Source organism: Methylosinus sp. LW3 (assembly GCF_000527115.1).
Taxonomy (GTDB): domain Bacteria; phylum Pseudomonadota; class Alphaproteobacteria; order Rhizobiales; family Beijerinckiaceae; genus Methylosinus.
The window spans coordinates 1,342,096-1,359,572 of sequence record NZ_AZUO01000001.1 but is presented as its reverse complement, the minus strand read 5'-3'; the positions used below and the strand labels follow the sequence as shown (position 1 = coordinate 1,359,572).

Annotated in this window: 14 protein-coding genes and 1 pseudogene; 14 read left to right on the top strand and 1 reads right to left on the bottom strand. The window is 63.8% G+C overall.

Annotated elements, in window-relative coordinates:
• The first annotated feature begins 104 nt into the window (after positions 1-104).
• From METLW3_RS0106830 to METLW3_RS0106750, 14 genes and pseudogenes are all read left to right on the top strand, one after another.
• Complete coding sequence (locus METLW3_RS0106830) at positions 105-497, top strand: transposase (RefSeq protein WP_024879221.1); 393 nt, start codon at positions 105-107, stop codon at positions 495-497.
• Between the two features lie 3 nt (positions 498-500).
• Positions 501-848 (top strand): IS66 family insertion sequence element accessory protein TnpB, encoded by a 348-nt coding sequence (tnpB, locus tag METLW3_RS0106825; RefSeq protein WP_024879220.1) that lies wholly within the window; start codon positions 501-503, stop codon positions 846-848.
• A complete protein-coding gene (locus METLW3_RS25235) occupies positions 731-1,453 on the top strand; it encodes a PIN-like domain-containing protein (RefSeq protein ID WP_245267238.1) in 723 nt (240 codons plus the stop codon). The genes tnpB and METLW3_RS25235 overlap by 118 nt, the downstream gene beginning before the upstream one ends.
• Before the next feature lie 202 nt (positions 1,454-1,655).
• Positions 1,656-2,198, top strand: a complete 543-nt coding sequence (locus METLW3_RS28730; RefSeq protein WP_198022748.1) for a hypothetical protein — start codon at positions 1,656-1,658, stop codon at positions 2,196-2,198.
• Between the two features lie 52 nt (positions 2,199-2,250).
• Positions 2,251-3,591 (top strand): IS1380 family transposase, encoded by a 1,341-nt coding sequence (locus tag METLW3_RS0106810; RefSeq protein WP_024879217.1) that lies wholly within the window; start codon positions 2,251-2,253, stop codon positions 3,589-3,591.
• A 176-nt stretch (positions 3,592-3,767) separates the two neighbouring features.
• A pseudogene (locus METLW3_RS0106805) lies at positions 3,768-4,010 on the top strand (HNH endonuclease); the annotation flags it as partial.
• A gap of 366 nt (positions 4,011-4,376) precedes the next feature.
• The gene (locus METLW3_RS0106800; RefSeq protein WP_024879215.1) at positions 4,377-5,573 is read left to right on the top strand and encodes a hypothetical protein; all 1,197 of its coding nucleotides are present in this window, start codon (positions 4,377-4,379) and stop codon (positions 5,571-5,573) included.
• 171 nt (positions 5,574-5,744) lie between these two features.
• Entirely contained in the window at positions 5,745-7,856 is a 2,112-nt protein-coding gene (locus tag METLW3_RS0106795) for a ParB/RepB/Spo0J family partition protein (protein WP_024879214.1), read from the top strand.
• A 225-nt stretch (positions 7,857-8,081) separates the two neighbouring features.
• A complete protein-coding gene (locus METLW3_RS0106790; protein ID WP_024879213.1) occupies positions 8,082-12,401 on the top strand; it encodes a bifunctional class I SAM-dependent methyltransferase/DEAD/DEAH box helicase in 4,320 nt (1,439 codons plus the stop codon).
• Position 12,402: 1 nt separating this feature from the next.
• Positions 12,403-13,464, top strand: coding sequence for a toprim domain-containing protein (locus METLW3_RS0106785; RefSeq protein ID WP_024879212.1), 1,062 nt, complete (start codon positions 12,403-12,405; stop codon positions 13,462-13,464).
• 328 nt (positions 13,465-13,792) lie between these two features.
• Complete coding sequence (locus tag METLW3_RS0106780; protein WP_024879211.1) at positions 13,793-14,731, top strand: DUF2493 domain-containing protein; 939 nt, start codon at positions 13,793-13,795, stop codon at positions 14,729-14,731.
• A gap of 589 nt (positions 14,732-15,320) precedes the next feature.
• A complete protein-coding gene (locus METLW3_RS28725) occupies positions 15,321-15,494 on the top strand; it encodes a hypothetical protein (protein ID WP_185966392.1) in 174 nt (57 codons plus the stop codon).
• 141 nt (positions 15,495-15,635) lie between these two features.
• Positions 15,636-16,076, top strand: a complete 441-nt coding sequence (locus METLW3_RS0106765) for a hypothetical protein (protein ID WP_024879210.1) — start codon at positions 15,636-15,638, stop codon at positions 16,074-16,076.
• A 591-nt stretch (positions 16,077-16,667) separates the two neighbouring features.
• Positions 16,668-16,994 carry a DUF736 domain-containing protein gene (locus tag METLW3_RS0106750; protein WP_024879207.1) on the top strand — a complete coding sequence of 109 codons (327 nt, stop codon included), beginning with the start codon at positions 16,668-16,670 and terminating at the stop codon, positions 16,992-16,994.
• Between the two features lie 153 nt (positions 16,995-17,147).
• On the opposite strand, the gene METLW3_RS0106745 is transcribed toward METLW3_RS0106750, so the two are convergent.
• Positions 17,148-17,477 carry a hypothetical protein gene (locus tag METLW3_RS0106745; protein WP_024879206.1) on the bottom strand — a complete coding sequence of 110 codons (330 nt, stop codon included), beginning with the start codon at positions 17,475-17,477 and terminating at the stop codon, positions 17,148-17,150.

Here is a 17,477-nt window from a genome sequence, read left to right as displayed (position 1 = left end):
TCACCAGTTTCACTGGCGCACTATTCGTCCGACGACGACCGCCTTACGAATCAGTGCGTCGGATAAGACACTGTGACTAGCCACAGGTTAGTCACAGAGCGCCGATGGATCGCATCGAGGTCATCACGTCGGTCGAGCGACGTCGCAAACACTCTCTCGCCGAGAAGGAGCGATTGGCCATGGCGGCCGCGGCTCCGGGGGCGAACGTCGTGGAGATCGCGCGGGCGGCCGGCGTCGACCCGAGCCTTCTCTATCGGTGGCGAAGAGCGCTCTCGGCGGCTCCATTGATATCGAGCGAGCTCGACACGCGAGACGCGCCGACTTTCGTTCCCGTGACGATCGCACCTCCGTCGCCAGCGCCTATGCCCGCGGCGGAGTCGGCGCCGTCGATGATCACCATCGAGTTCGCGGGCGGCGCACGTATGAAGATCGAAGGCGCGCTCGATGCGAAAATATTGGCGAGCGTCATAGGCGCCTTGTCGAAGGCGGAGCGCTGAGCGATGATTTCCTTCGGCGGCGGCGTTCACGTGTTCTTATGCGCCGGCCATACCGACATGAGAAAGGGATTCGACACTCTCGCCTTGCTTGTGCAGGAAGGCATGAAGCGCAATCCTCATGCGGGCGATCTCTACGTCTTCCGAGGCCGTCGAGGCGACAGAATAAAGCTGATCTGGCACGACGGCCAGGGCGCATGCATGTTTACGAAACGTCTCGAGCGCGGACGATTCATATGGCCTTCGGCGGCAAGCGGCGCGGCGGCGATATCGGCCGCGCAGCTGGCTTTTCTCTTGGACGGAATCGATTGGCGAATGCCCCAGAAAACATGGCGTCCGAGCTCCGCGGGATAAGCGCGGCCAATCGCGCCGAGCGATTATTTCGCCAAGATTTTTCGACGCGAATATGCTCTACTTCGCTTCGTGCAGGCACTCGACGATCGGCTACGTCAGCCCGGCGGAGTCCACGGAAACGGCAGCAGATCATCTTTATCTCCGATGACGCGAAGGAAGATTGGTGGTGGATCCACAGGGGCCGGAAACTTGGTCCGCGTCCTGAACTCGTCGAGGAATTCAAAGCGGAGAACGGCCAGGACTTCCACATCTATGAGTTTAGTCAATTCCTTCGTTTCGCCGCAGATCGCTATCCCGAGATCAAGGCGAATGTCGATAAAGTGGAAGAGAGCTTGCTCGCTGACGAGAACGCTAGGCGCAGACAGAGTGATGCCGCAGAGGCGAGGGATTTTGAGATCAAACTTCGCCAGCTCGAGGACGAGCGAGATCAGCTCGTCGCGACGCTGTCAGGTACGCCAGGTAGCTCGATCGCGAGTGTTACGGCGGATCGATCCGCTTTGCGCGCGCGGTTGAATGAACTCAACGCGGAGATTGCCTCGCTTTCATCGGAACCACGAGAAGTAGCGGGCGATGCCCTCGCCTCCGATGAGAAGACCAGGGCATAGGGCGCGAACGGAAACGACGGTGAAGGGGATATTCGATACCAAGCCTGATTCGGGATACGACGACGAGATAACACGTCGATACCACTTTCCTCGTCAGTACCGAGAAGTGGCCGAACGGCTTGTCGGCGACTGGATCATATATAGGGAGCCTCAGAGAAATCGGGGCCGACGCGCGTATATCGCGGTCGCTAGGCTATTGCGGTTGGAAAACGATCCTGAGCGGCCAGGTTACTCCTACGCTTTGATGAGCGAATATCTACCGTTCGATCGACCCGTTCCCTTCGCAGATGGAGGTACCTATGCCGAGGCCGCCTTGAGGGAATTAACCGACCCATCCCGTGTCGGAGCCTATTTGCAGGGCAAGTCGGTCCGGACCATATCGGACTCCGATTTTGCCACGATTGCGTGCGCCGGTCTCGCCGAGACGCTGTCGCGCGAAAACGCTCTGCGCCTGGTGCTCGATCCCGGTCAGGTTGATCCGGATACCTTGGAACTCGTTAGAGCGCCACCCGAGGAACAAGCCCGGCGGATCGAACAGATTCTTCTGAATAGAAAGATTCGCGACGCTAATTTTCGTCGCCAAGTTTGCGATGCCTATGACGATCGATGCGCCGTAACGGGTCTCCGAATTGTCAATGGTGGCGGTAGAGCCGAGGTTCAGGCAGCACATATATGGTCAGTCGCGCTAGCCGGGAAAATTCAGCGTAGGTTGGCGGGGGTGGTACAGCCTTTTGATTTGGCGTAGAGTTCGGGTGTCGAATCCAACTCGCGCCATTTCGAAGCCGCCACGCCCCGCCATGAACGATTTTACCCTGCCGCTTTCCGGCCTGTCACCTGTTTCCGGCAAGGCTGTCGTCGCCAAATTCGACGGCGGCCTGCTGTCATCCGATGGCGGCGTGCTGCTGCTGCGTGAGATCGAGCAGCGCCTGCGCGTCGCGAAGCGGCTCGCCGGCTGCATCCGTGATCCGCGCGATCCCGATCTCGTCACCCATACGCTCGCCGACATCATTCGCTTTCGCCTCCTCATGATCGGCGCCGGCTATGAGGACGGCAACGACGCCTCGGCGCTGCGCGGCGATCCGATGTTCAAGATGGCGCAAGGGCTCGCGCCTTCCGAGCGCGAGCTCGCCTCGCAATCAACGATCTCGCGCTTCGAGAATCTGCCGAACGCTCGCGCTCTGCTGCGCATGGGCCGCGCCATGGCCGATCTCTATTGCGAGTCGTTCCATCGCGTTCCAGAGCGCATCACGCTCGACATCGACGACACTTTCGACGCCGTCCATGGAGGCCAGCAACTCCGCCTCTTCAATGCGCATCATGACGAATATGGCTTTCAGCCGATCGTCGTGTTCGACGGCTCCGGCCGCTTCGTGTCCGCCATGCTGCGGCCGGCCAAGCGCCCCAGCGGAAAAGAGGCCGAACGCTTCCTGCGCCGCCTGCTGCGCAGCATCCGCGCCAATTGGCCGAGAACGAAAATTCCGCTGCGCGCCGACAGCCATTATTGCCCGCCCGAGACGATCGACTTCTGCCGCGCCAATGGCCTCGACTTCATCTTCGGCGTCGCCCCGACGACGACGCTGAGGTCGCATATCCTCGGGCTCGAAGCCAAAACCAAGGCCGTGTTCGAAGCGGCGCCTTCGGCCGGCAAGGCGCGGCGCTACAAGGAATTCCTCGACGGCGCGCAGAGCTGGAGCCGCGTCGAGCGTATCATCGCGCGAACCGAAGCCGGGCCCGACGGCGTCGACACGCGCTTCGTCGTCACCAATCTCGAGGCCCGCAACGCCCGCCGTCTCTATGAAGATGTCTACTGCCGGCGCGGCCAGGCCGAGAACCATATAAAATCCTGGAAGACGCATCTTTGCGCCGACCGAACCTCATGCATGAAAGCGACGGCCAATCAGCTTCGCCTGTTCCTGCACGCCGGCGCCTATTGGATCATGTGGGGCCTGCGCATGGCCGCGCCCAAGCGCTCGTCTTGGCGCACGGCTCAGTTCGATACTCTTCGTCTGCGCCTCGTGAAGATCGCCGCGCGCGTCGTCGAGATGAAGACCGCCATCAAAATCCATCTGCCGACCAGCTGTCCCGACCGGCAATTCCTCCGCATTGCGCTCGCGCGCATCCCGCGCCTCGCGACATGAAGCGCGGGGCGAGCGCCCCCGAAATCCGAACCCTTTTCCCTCAACCCGCAAGCCTTCGCCGTTCGAAACTCCGGCCCGCCGCCAGAGCCGCTGGCGCTGCGCGCGCGGTTATCTCGAACCCAAAAAATCTTCCACTTCACCGCGCGAGCCGGTCAAGCGCTGCATAATCGCGGCTAGGTGGTCCGGACGTCGTGCAAAACGGCCTTGCTCTTTCGGGCACCGTGCATTGGTTGTTCGATCGTCATCTTATCTCTCTCACAGACGACTATCGGCTGCTGGTCTCCCACAACAAGATCCCTGCGGAGTTGCGCGACCTCTTTGCCAAGCAGATGGATCGTATCCACTTACCGAAGGATGAGAAGCTGTGGCCGCATCCCGCGTACGTAGCCCGCCATCGAGAAGCGTTCTGCGCTGCTTGAGTTATGGTATCTGTCGCACCGGACAGCTCGTATGGTACAGATCCTCGGCGTCGGCGGCCAGTCTTCCATGGGGTTCTCCTGGCTAACCGATATAGTCTGTGGCACAAGGGCATAGCTGAAACCACTGAAAGATACGGCTGGAGTCGGCTGATTGGAAGTCAATGACCCGCTAATCGGGCGAATGCGAGCTGCGGCCTAGAAGAGCCGGAGGCGAGCCTCTTCCCTGGTCACCGCTGTGGCGGCCGACCGCGCTGCTTCGGGCATGATCTCCACGGCTGCTCGTTTAGAGTGAGAGTGCGGACAGGATCTCCGTGGCGGTTTGAGAGCTGGAGGAGAGGCCTCCGGCGCCCGTCATGGAGATGTCTCGTGACCCAAGTCGAAATTCTGAGCGCTGACCGCGACCACGCCGGTGGTTACAAGGTGGATGTGACGCGTGGCGAGCGCGTCGGTCGCGTATCCTCGGAGTGGTTCTCGCGGCCGCCGGACGAGCGCTTTCTTTCCCTGTCGAACCTCTACGCGGCGGTGCGCGGACGGACCGAGCGCAGCCGGACTCGGACGGTGGAGAGCACGGCGATCCGGGTGGAGGCCGACCGCGGTAACGCGGAGCGCCTCACTCTGGCATTGCCTGGTTCGGACGCGCCGATCGCTCCGACGCATTGGAGCTTTGGTCAGCTCGCGAGCTTGGTCGGCGCGCCGGCCGCCTACCTCCGCCAGCTCCCGGCGCCGCTCGCCGGCATCAACCTCCAATACGGCTTGACGACGAATCGTGCCGAGCAGGTCAAGACGTTGGAGATCGAAGACGAGCGCGTCGAGCTGCGCGCCGTCACCGGCCCGGACTATGGCCGCATCTACGACCATGAACTTGTCGAGGCCGTGCAACGCATCGCGGGCAACGGCACGGGCGATACGCGCTGGAAGGTGCCGGGCGTGCTCGACTGGCCTACCGGAATCTACCATCCGCGTGTCGATATCACCCAGGACACGACGACACTGTATGCCTCGGACCGCGACGTTTTCCTCTTCCTTGTCGACGATCTCAATCCGATCGAGGCTGGTCGGCTGCCGGATGGCTCGCCCGATCTTTATTTCCGTGGCTTCTACTGCTGGAATTCCGAGGTCGGCGCCAAGACGCTGGGCATGGCGAGCTTCTATCTCCGCGCGGTCTGCCAAAATAGGAATCTGTGGGGCGTCGAAGATTTCGAGGAAATCACCATCCGCCACTCAAAATACGCAGCCTCCCGCTTCGCGCATGAGGCCGCCCCGGCGCTGACCCGATTCGCCGATTCCTCGCCCATGCCTTTCGTGAACGGCATCAAGGCGGCGCGGGAGAATATCGTCGCCCGCACCGACGAGGACCGAGACGAGTTCCTGCGACGGCGCGGTTTTTCCAAGAAGGAGACTGCGAAGATCATCGAGACCGTGTTGGCCGAGGAAGGCCGCAAGCCCGAGAGCATCTTCGATTTTGTGCAGGGCATCACCGCCGTCGCGCGGAACAAGACACATCAGGACGCCCGTCTCGATCTGGAGGCGCGCGCCAAGAAGCTCCTCGATCGCGCGGCCTGAATTCCGGAAAGCTGGAGACACGGAAACCCGTGTCTCCAGCTCCGCACATTTCCGATTTTGCTGATCATCGATTCCGCGGCACCGTCCTCAGAGTGAGAGGGCGGCGCCGCGCTTCGTGACGGTTCAAGCCGAGAGAGAGGCTTTCGGGCGCCCGTCACGGAGTCTATCCCCATGGCTACTGCCGCTCAGAAAATCACATTGTCGTCCTCGCGCGACATTCCTTTCAACAAGCTCGTCCTCTCCCAGGCGAATGTCCGGCGGGTGAAAGCCGGCGTCTCGATCGAGGAGCTCGCCGAGGACATCGCGCGCCGCACCCTGCTTCAGAGCCTGAACGTGCGGCCCGTGCTCGACGCCGATGGCGCCGAGACCGGCATGTTCGAAATTCCCGCGGGCGGCCGCCGCTATCGGGCGCTCGAGCTTCTGGTCAAGCAGAAGCGGCTCGCCAAGACGGCGCCCGTCCCCTGCGTCGTCCGGGATCCCGCGAGCGACATCCTCGCGGAAGACGACTCGCTCGCCGAAAATGTCCAGCGCGCGCCGCTGCATCCGCTCGATCAGTTCCGCGCCTTTCAGGCGATGCGGGCCAAGGGCAAATCCGAGGAAGACATCGCCGCGGCCTTCTTCATCGGCGTCAATGTCGTGAAGCAGCGCCTGCGGCTTACCACCGTGTCGGAGAAGCTTCTCGACATCTATGCCGAAGACGGAATGTCGCTGGAGCAGCTGATGTCCTTCACCGTCTCGTCGGACCACGCTCGCCAGGAGCAGGTCTGGGCGGCGCTGGAAAAGTCATGGTCGAAGGAACCTTACCAGATCCGTCGCATGCTGACGGAAAAAGCCGTGCGCGCCGCCGATCGGCGAGCCGTCTTCGTCGGCCTCGACGCCTATGAAGCAGCGGGCGGACTCGTCATGCGCGACCTGTTCCAGCACGACGACGGCGGTTGGCTGGAAAATGTCGCGTTGCTCGACACCCTCGTCGTCGAGAAGTTGAAGGCGGCGGCCGAATCCGTCGCCGCGGAAGGCTGGAAATGGATCGAGGTCGCGGTCTCGTTTCCATTCGGACATACGAATGGGCTGAGAGAACTCGTCGGCGCATCCACCGAGTTGACCGACGACGAACAGGCGACGATCGATTCGCTCGAAGCCGAACATGAGAGCCTGGAGACCGAATATGAAAAAGTCGACGAGCTGCCGGAGGATGTGGACCGACGCCTGGGCGAGATCGAGACGGCGCTCGCCGAGCTGCAAAATCGACCGCGGAGCTTCGACCCGGTCGCCGTCGCGCGCGCCGGAGCGTTCGTCAGCATCGACGCCGAAGGCCTTCTATCTGTCGATCGCGGCTATGTCCGGCCCGAGGACGAGCCGCCCGCTCATGAGAAGAGCACGAACGATGACGCGGGTGCAGGCGAGTTCTCACCGGCCATTGCTCCCGCGACGCAGCAGTCCGTCATCACCATCGAAGGCCGCCCGGTCCACTCGGAGGAAGATGAAGCCGATGCGCTCGCGCCATTGCCGGAGCGCTTGATGATCGAGCTGACGGCGCACAGAACTTTGGCGCTGCAGAACGCCGTCGCGAATAATCCGCGTGTCGCCATGACGGCCCTGCTGCATAAGCTCGTCGCCGACACCTTCCATTATGCGTCGACTTCGGCCGCCGGATTGGAAATTTCCTTGCGGCAGATCTCCTTTCCGATCCAACCCACGGATCTGAAGAACAGCGCCAGCTCACAGGCGATCGCGGAGCGGCAGGACGCGTGGAAATCGAGCATTCCCAGGGACGACCAGGGCCTCTGGGATTGGCTCGTCGACCTCGACGACACGCACCGCCTCGCGCTGCTCGCGCATTGTGTCAGCCATGGCGTCAACGCCGTCTACGAAAAGACTGACCGCTATGGCGGGGGCGCGGCGACGGCGCATTCGGTGCAGCAGCGCCTGAAGAATGCCGACCGGCTCGCTCGGGCGGTCGGCTTGAACATGGTCGACGCCGGCTGGAAGCCGACCATCGACAATTATCTCGGTCGCGTGCCGAAGCGACGAATCCTGGACGCCGTCCGCGAAGCCAAGGGCGAACGGGCGGTCCAACTCATCGAACATCTGAAAAAGGGCGAGATGGCGGTCGAAGCCGAACGCCTGCTCGCTGACTCTGGCTGGCTGCCGGAGCCTTTGCGGCTCGATGACGGTGTGCAGACGGAGCTCTCGGCAGGCGACGCGACCGACGAATCCGAAGAGTTGCCTGAGTTTCTCTCGGACGATGAAGCAGCCGAGAGCGCCGATTCCGATTGCGGATGAATGATCTTTTCGGCGGAGCGCTGCAAAGCGCTCCGCCATTTTTTATGCCGGCGATCGAGAGCTCCATCATCACCCCCCATCACGCGATTTCCGATGACCTGGTCCATACGCGGTTCGTCGGAGACGCCGGGAGAGGAAGAGTCCGGCCGGGAGGGCGGCGAGCCGGCGGGTCCGAGAGAGAGCGCCAGCCGGCTCGTCCGTTCCCGCTCTCCCGAGACCTCTTCCATGTTCAAGAAGTCCGCTCCCGCAGCCGCCGACGCGGCTGCGACCCCCGACCGTCATTCTTCTACCAGCTCCGCGATCGCCGATGCGGCCCGCAGGCTCCTTCCCCATCTCGAACAGGGCCGCCGCGTCGACGCCGCAATCCTGCGCGCGGCGATGGAGTCCGCCTTCGGCGCGTCGGACGCCTCCGGCGCCTGGGACTGGAAGATGGGCTATGACGCCTGCGAGACGGCGACGGCGCTGTTCCTGCGCAAATACGGAAAGGCGCTTTTCCGCAAAGCCGGCTCTTCGGCCGCCGTCCTTCCGATGCTGTCGAAAATCGCGGGCCTTTTGCCGACGCATACGCGCCGATCGGAGGAAAGCGAGTCCTTTCAGCAATTCTCGACGCCGATCCCGCTCGGCCTCGCGGTTCTCACCGCGGCGGCGATTTCACCCACCGACCGCGTTCTCGAACCTTCGGCCGGCACGGGACTGCTCGCCGTTCTCGCAGAGACAGCCGGCGCATCGGTCATTCTCAATGAGCTCGCCGAGACCCGCGCGGAGCTTCTCTCTCTTCTTTTTCCCTCCATTCCGGTTGCCCGCTTCGATGCGGCGCAGATCGACGATCATCTCGATCGGGCAATCGTTCCTTCCGTCGTGCTGATGAACCCGCCGTTTTCGGCGATGGCGAATGTGTCCGGCCGCGTAGCGGACGCCGCCCATCGTCATATCGCCTCTGCGCTGGCGCGACTGGCCGATGGCGGCCGCCTGGTCGCGATCACGGGCGCGAATTTCGTAGCTGACGCGCCTGATTGGCGAGACGCCTTCATCCACCTTCAGCAGCGCGGCCGCGTCGTCTTTTCCGCCGTGGTCGATGGCGCCGTCTACACCAAGCATGGCACGATGATCGACACGCGCTTGACCATCATCGACAAGCTGCCAGCGGACGATCCGACCGGCTTTCCGGCATCGCCCGGCATGGCGCCCGATGTCGCGACACTGCTCACCTGGATCGACGAGCTGGCGCCGCCGCGCCTGCCGGTCGCCTTGCCGACGCCGGCCAGCGGTCCGCGGCCGCGCACGGCGCCAGCCGTTTCCGTTCGAAACGCTCCGGTTCGCCGAGAGACGCTCGACCGCGCGCCCGATGGCGCCGCGCTCGCCTACGAAATCGTCGACTGGACGCCGCCGGAAGGCGCTCGCCTGACGGATGCAATCTATGAAGAATACGGATTGCAGTCGATCCGTATTCCCGGTTCTCAGGCGCATCCCACCAAGCTGGTGCAATCGGCCGCCATGGCCTCGGTCGCGCCGCCGAAGCCGACCTATCGGCCACGGCTGCCGGCGAACATCGTCTCCAATGGCCTGCTCTCCGACGCCCAGCTCGAAACAGTCATCTACGCCGGAGAAGCGCATTCGGCATTTCTCGCCGGCTCATGGACGGTCGACGAGACCTTCGACGTCGTCGCGGCGGCGCGCGACGACGTCGAGAACGCCGTTCGCTTCCGCCGCGGCTTCATGCTGGGCGATGGGACCGGCGCCGGCAAGGGCCGCCAGTCGGCGGGGATCATCCTCGACAATTGGATGCAGGGCCGCCGCAGGGCGCTGTGGATCTCCAAATCCGACAAGCTGCTCGAGGATGCGCAGCGCGACTGGTCGGCGCTCGGCATGGAGCGCCTGCTCGTCACGCCGCTCTCGCGCTTTCCCCAGGGCAAGCCGATCTCGCTGCAAGAAGGTATCCTATTTTTGACCTACGCTACGCTGCGTTCCGACGAGCGCGGCGAGAAGGTTTCCCGCGTGCGGCAGATCGTCGAATGGTTGGGCCCCGATTTCGACGGGGTCATCATTTTCGACGAGAGCCACGCCATGCAGAACGCCGCCGGCGGCAAGGGCGAACGCGGCGACCAGGCCGCCTCACAGCAGGGCCGCGCAGGACTTCGTCTCCAGCACGCCCTGCCGAACGCCCGCGTCGTCTATGTATCGGCGACCGGCGCCACCACGGTCCATAATCTCGCCTACGCCCAGCGCCTCGGCCTCTGGGGCGGCGAGGATTTTCCCTTCGCGACGCGCGCAGAATTCGTGGAGGCGATCGAAGCCGGCGGCGTCGCCGCGATGGAGGTGCTCGCCCGCGATCTTCGCGCCCTCGGACTCTATACGGCGCGCTCGCTCAGCTATGAGGGCGTCGAATATGAGCTGGTCGAGCATCGACTCACGCCGGAGCAGATCCGCATCTACGATTCCTATGCTGAAGCCTTCGCCGTCATCCACAATAATCTCGACGCCGCCATGCAGGCGGCGAACATCACCGGCGCCACTGGAACGCTCAACCGGCAGGCCAAAGCCGCCGCGCGATCGGCCTTCGAATCCGCCAAGCAGCGTTTCTTCGGCCATCTGCTGACGAGCATGAAGACGCCGACGCTGATCCGCTCGATCGAGCGCGATATGGCGGAAGGTCACGCCGCCGTCGTCCAGATCGTCTCGACCGGCGAAGCGCTGATGGAGCGTCGCCTCTCGGAAATTCCGACCGAGGAATGGAACGACATCCAGATCGACATCACGCCGCGGGAATATGTGCTCGACTATCTCGCCCATTCCTTCCCGGTGCAGCTCTACGAGCCATTCACCGACAGCGAGGGCAATCTGTCGTCGCGACCCGTCTTTCGCGACGGCCAGCCGGTCGAGAGCCGCGAGGCGGTCGCCCGCCGCACTGCGCTCATCGAAAAGCTCGCCTCCCTCGCTCCGGTTCCCGGCGCACTCGACCAGATCGTCCAGCGCTTCGGGACGGACATGGTCGCCGAAGTGACCGGGCGCGCGCGGCGCATTGTGCGCAAGGGCGAGCGCCTCGCCGTCGAAAGCCGCGCCCGCTCGGCCAATCTCGCCGAGACCGCCGCCTTCATGGACGATCTGAAGCGCATCCTCGTCTTTTCCGACGCCGGCGGCACCGGGCGCAGCTACCATGCCGAGCTCTCCGCTCGGAACCGGCGGCTCCGCGTCCACTATCTGCTCGAACCGGGATGGAAGGCCGACACGGCGATCCAGGGGCTCGGACGCACCAATCGCACCAATCAGGCGCAGCCGCCGCTGTTTCGGCCGATCGCGACCGATGTGAAGGCGGAGAAGCGTTTTCTCTCGACCATCGCGCGCCGGCTCGACACGCTCGGCGCAATCACGCGCGGCCAGCGTCAGACTGGCGGCCAGGGCCTGTTCCGTCCCGAGGACAATCTGGAGAGTCATTACGCGCGCGACGCGCTGCGTCAGCTCTATCTGCTGCTCGCCCGCGGCAAGATCGAGGGCTGCTCCTTGCAGACCTTCGAAGAGGCGACGGGATTGTCGCTGACGGATTCCAACGGAATCAAGGACGATCTGCCGCCGATCACGACCTTCCTCAATCGACTGCTGGCGCTCACCATCGAGCTCCAGGGCGTGCTGTTCACGGCCTTCGAGCAATTGCTGAACGCCAAGGTCGAAGGCGCCATCGCCGCCGGCGTCTATGACGTCGGACTCGAGACGCTACGGGCCGAGAGTTTCCTCGTCACCGATCGCCGGACCATTTACGTCCATCCCGGCACCGGGGCGGAGACGCGCCTGTTGGCGATCTCGCAGCGCGAGCGCAATCATCCCCTGACGCTCGACCGGGCGCGCGATCTTCTCGCCGATCGGCGCGCGATACCGCTCGTCAACGAGCGCTCGGGCCGAGCGGCGATCCAACTGCCTGCCCCGTCGCTGATGCTCGACGATGGCGAGATCGAGCAGCGCGTGCGCCTCGTCCGGCCGATCGAGCAGCATTATGCGTCGCTGAAGATGATGGAGGAAAGCCACTGGACCGAGGCCGACGGACACGCTTTCGCCGCCGCGTGGGGCGTCGAGGTCGCCGCCGTTCCAGAATTTTCCGACAGCACGATCCACATCGTCGCCGGCCTGCTGCTGCCGATCTGGAAACGCCTGCCGAAGGATTCGACTAGGGTCTATCGCCTCCAGACCGATGACGGCGAACGCATCATCGGCCGCCGGGTCACGGCCGCCTGGGTCGCGGGAACTCTCGCGAGCGGCGCCGCCGATCTCTCCGCAGAGGACGCATTCGCCGCCCTGACGGATGGCCGCGCCATCCTCCACCTTGCCGAAGATCTTCAGCTTCGCCGCGTCCGCGTCATGGGCGCGCACCGCATCGAGCTGTCGGGATTCACCGACGCGATGCGCGAGCGCCTCACCGCCTATGGGCTGTTCCACGAGATCATCTCCTGGAAGCTGCGCATGTTCATGCCGATCGACGCGACTGGCACGGCGATCCTCGCGAAGCTGATGGAACGCTATCCACTCCAGCGCGTCAGCGAAAGGGAGGCCGCGTGACATGGCCTGTCCCGACGCCTCCGATCTCGCGCAGCGTCTCGGCCGTCAGGCCGAGGCGGTGTGCCGTCATTATCTCCACAACGGACATCGCGAAGGCCAGTATTGGCTGGTGGGCGATGTTCGGAACACGCCGGGTCGCTCCATGTTCGTCCGGCTGATGGGGACGAAGAGCGGCAAGGGGGCCGCCGGCAAATGGACCGACGCCGCGACCGGCGAGCACGGCGATCTGCTCGACGTCATCCAGGAGAGTTGCGGCTTCGCCGAATTCAAGGAAACTGTGGACGAGGCGCGCTCGTTCCTGAGACTATCGCGCCCTGAGTCGGAGCCGATGAAGAAGAGGACGAAATCACCTTCGACAACTGCGGACTCGCGGGAGTCGGCAAGACGGCTTTTCGCCATGTCGCAGCCGATTTCCGGGACTCTCGCCGAAGCGTATCTGCGCAATCGCGGCATTACGGCTTTGCACGAAACCGCATCGCTCCGCTTTCATCCGCGCTGCTATCACCGGCCGGACGAGCATTCCCCGACCGAAATCTGGCCGGCCATGATCGCCTCCGTCACGGACCTCGACGGGCGCCTGACCGGCGTGCATCGCACCTGGCTCGATCCTCGCGGCTTCTCGGAGACGACGCTCGGAAAGGCGCCGATCGAAACGCCGCGACGGGCGATGGGCGATCTCAATGGCCATGCGGTCCGCTTCGGCGTGGCGGGCGAGGTCTTGGCGGCGGGCGAAGGCATCGAAACCGTTCTGTCGCTGCGATCGGCGCTTCCGACCATGCCGATGGCCGCGGCTCTGTCCGCGGCACACCTCTCCGCCATCCTCTTCTCCGACGCATTGCGCCGGCTCTACATCGCGCGAGACGACGATCCGGCCGGCGATGGCGCGGTGACGGCGTTGATCGACCGGGCTCGGCAGCTCGGAATCGAGGCGATCGTGCTGTCTCCGGCGATGGGCGACTTCAACGAAGATCTACGGCAGCTCGGCATCGATGCGCTCCGGGCCGCGTTACGTGTGCAGATCGCCCCGCAGGACGTCGCGCGCTTCATGGAGCTGGCGGCATAGGCTCGGGCTGAAGGGCGGAGGCTCGCCGCCGGCGGATTTACGTCACGTTGATGATGACGTTTCCTGAACTGTCGGAGAGGTCCGCCCCCACGGCCTTCTTCAGAGGGCGATCGATCGGCAGGCGGCTCGGATCGGCAACGGCTGCGGCCGGCTATTTTCCGGCGCAGCCTGCGGCCGCTTTCCATCGCGAGACAAAATAGCCGGCCTCCGCCGTCCTCCGCTACGCTCCGGCCCTTCGCTTCGCTGCGGGTGCAGGTCCGCTCCGCCCGCCGCTTTCGTCGCCATGAAGGCCGCGATGGGCGCGGTCGATCCGACGAAAGGAAGCGCCATGATCACCGATCGCGACGATGACCGCCACGAGCCGCCGCACGCGTCATCCCCGACCGACCATATCCTCCAGGAGCTCCAGCTCTATGGCTATCGCCCCTTTCAGGACGAACCCGATCCGAGGCCATTGCCGGAAGGGCGCATCGTCTCGGGCGCCGTCGCCGACATTTTCGACGCGCTGATCGCGGCATTGCAGGACACCCGCCTCGAGCCGGATCTCGGCGATTTGCTCTGGTCGACCGTCAATCTCTTTCACCGCGCCGTGGAGCGGATCGAGCGCGAGCTCGACGACAATGAGCAGGCGCAACGCCGCTCGCAGCGCGAGCAGGACGGCGGCGAGGTGAAATCCGTCGAGCTGGAGCGCCTCACCGCGGAAGGTCAGACGCTCCTCGAGCGCCGGGACGCTTTCGAGCTGATGCGCGACCAGGCCGCCGAGCATTACGAGCGCCACACCGGATCGTCCTGGCGACCGCGCGGCGGATCGATGGTCAATCACCGCAATCTCACCTCGGCGATGATCGACAGCCGGGACTTTCTCGCAGCGAAGAAGCGCTCCGAAAGCGAGGTGCTGTTGCCCCCCGGTCCGAAGATCGCCGTCACCGGAGGCCTCGACTTCAATGACCATCGCCTGATCTGGGCCAAGCTCGACCAGGTTCACGCCAAGCATCCCGACATGGTGCTGCTGCATGGCGGCAGTCCGAAAGGCGCCGAACGGATCGCCGCCCGCTGGGCCGATCACCGCAAGGTTCCGCAGATCGCATTCAAGCCCGACTGGACCAAGCACGCGAAGGCCGCGCCCTTCAAGCGCAACGACGCGATGCTGGAAATCCTGCCTATCGGCGTCATCGTCTTTCCCGGAACCGGCATCCAGGAGAACCTCGCCGATAAGGCGCGCAAGCTCGGAATCCCCGTTTGGAAATTCGGTGCAGGCGGCGCGTGAGCGCCGCCGATCAACAGAGCCGGAAATGCGCCGAAACGCAAAAGCGTGTCACCGCGTTTCCGTAAAGCCGTATTCCAGTCGGGCGCGCCGATCACGGCGATCCTCGCCGCGCGTGCAATACGCCAATTCCGTGTCGTTCTCGATGATCTCATCGAGCAATGCCTTCATGTCGCTCAAATCCACGCCGGACCGAAACGGCCCGGGCGCCCTCGATCGCCAGCGCCGCGACGGCGAGTCGCCTTCTTCACGAGATGGAGATCTCGCCCCGTGAACTCCGTCATGCCGACCTCCCGAGCCGTTCGCTCCGCAGATGCACTGTGGTCGGCCGACAATAGACGAGGTTCGCGCGATCCGCGACGGGGCTTCATGATTTCGAAGCAATCGACTCCTGTCGGCGAGCGCCACCCCGCTCTGATTGGCGCTGATCCTCTATCCGACCGATGGCCTGACGCCATCAACCCTCGAGGGGTCGGCTACGCGAGCGTGCCGCCGCTTCGGTTTCACCTGCGCGGTGATCGCGGCCATCGGCCGGACACATCGGGCGCCTGTCGCGCGGGGATGGCCCTCGCCTCAGCACAGGAGCCGATCGATGTCTCGAAACCTCACATTCGCCCACGCTCGCGGTTGGGATCTCGCCAACACCCTCATGATCTGCGTCGTCGTCTTCCATGACGGCGCGGGAGACTACGGCGTCATGCCGTCGACCGAATATGACGGCGATCCCGCCGCCATCGTGCATGAATTCGATCCCTTCCAGCCATGAAGATACCTGCGGCCATGAGCGGCGAAAATCCGCGGGGTTTTTCGCTCGCCCTGTCTTATCTTTCCGGCTAGACTCGCCGCTGCGCCGTGGCGGTGGTGGAAGGCGCGCTCGTCAGACCTTTGTCTCACGGAGACCACCGCCATGATCATCTTCGGACCTCTGCTCGTCATCGCCGGCATCGGCTTCTTCTGCTGGCTGCTGTTCACGCTCGCCGTCTTCGCGCTCCCCTTTTACGCCGGCCTGACGCTCGGCGCCTGGGCTTTTCACACGGGCGCCGGCTGGCTCGGCGGCGCGGTCGTCGGCGTCATCGCCGCAGGCGTGACGTTTGGCGTCGGGCAATTGGCGCTCGCTTTCGTTCCCTGGACCTGGCTCCGGCTCGCCATCTTACTCGTCTATGCTGCGCCGGCGACGGTCGCCGGCTATTACGCCACGCACGGAATTGCCCAGATGGCTATGCCCTCCGCGACATGGCAGATGATTTTTTCGCTCGTCGGCGCGGTCGTAGTCGGCGTCACCGCTTTGATCCGCATCGCCGGGACCGCCCCGCCGGGGCGGGAAGAAGCGCGTCTCGCGCGGGCCTGACGCCGTTGCAGCCGCTCCTGTGGGCGCATGTCGATCTGCATCTCTCCGCGTTATTCGTCGTGACACACGGCGGCTATTACGGCGGCGAGTTCGAATCCTCGTGGCGAGGCGGTCGAAATTGTGATGCCCCTCGGAGCAATCCTTCGGCGAGAGCGATCTCACGGCGTCCGACAATCAGCGGGGTCGGAGGCATTGCGATAAGCGGCTCGGAAGCGACGATGACGAAATTTTAAAGCCGGACAGAGGATCGTCATCATCGTCGGCACTCGTCGCCGAATCTTTGCGGTCGCATGCCGTCGCCGAATTCGCCCCGATCCCTTCAGGCCAAGCGCTCCATAACGGCCTCTTTGATGGGCGGATCTGGCCGAAGGCCGGCTACGCCTCGATCGCCTATGCGGCAATGGCGCCGATCGACTTTCTTCCCCTGACGGCTGCGCCGCCATTCCTCGCGAGACAACAAAGTCGCTCTCGCGCCATCCTCCGCTGACGCTGCGGTCGCGAGCGATGCCGCGTCGATCGCCTCCGGCCTTTCGATCGCCATCGAGGCCGCAATGGCGCGGACTCGGAACTTCAGATCGAGGAGAATTCAAAATGGCGACCATCGGCACCTTCAAGAAGACCGGCAACAACGAGTTCACCGGCGAAATCGTCACCCTTTCCGTCCAGGCGAAGAACGTTCGCATCATCCCCGAAACCAGCCGCTCCGGCGAGAATGCGCCCAGCCATCGCGTGTATGTCGGAAGAATTGAGATCGGCGCCGCCTGGTCCAAGCGCTCCAACGAGGGCCGCGACTATCTCGGTATCAAGCTCGACGATCCGAGCTTTACCGCCCCGATCTTCGCAAACCTTTTCGACGACGAGAACGGCGAAGGCTACAGCTTGATTTGGTCCCGCCCGAGCCGCCGCAACGGCGACTGACCGATATCGCGCCCCGCCTTCCCGGCGGGGCGCGTGCCCTGCAACCGAGCGTGCTTTGCGCTCCACGAAAACAAAATATGGCTCTAAGGCGGAGTTCGGAACGTCCGGTTTGGGAGCACGACTTAACTGAGAGGCGACGCCGCCATGCGAGCATCATTTAAAAAAGGATGACACTTCGGCCAACATACGTTCGATCACTGGAACGCCTTCCTCGAGACGTCCCTGGAAACTCCCTGGGAAGCTGTCCGAGATGATGAGCTCATCCTCGGACGCAACCTGCCCATAATGCAGGGTGACATGCCATGTCAGGGGCCCCTCAAATCGGTCGCCGTCGATCCGGACTTCGTCGTCAAAGGTTTCGATGGTGTCGACGTATGTGTTCGACGATAGGGCAGACAGGTCCTGCCAGGCTTCGGTCTCCGTGAGTTCCGTGGCCTTCACGGCGGCTACGATGCTCTCTCGAAGAGCTTTCAACTGGTCCAT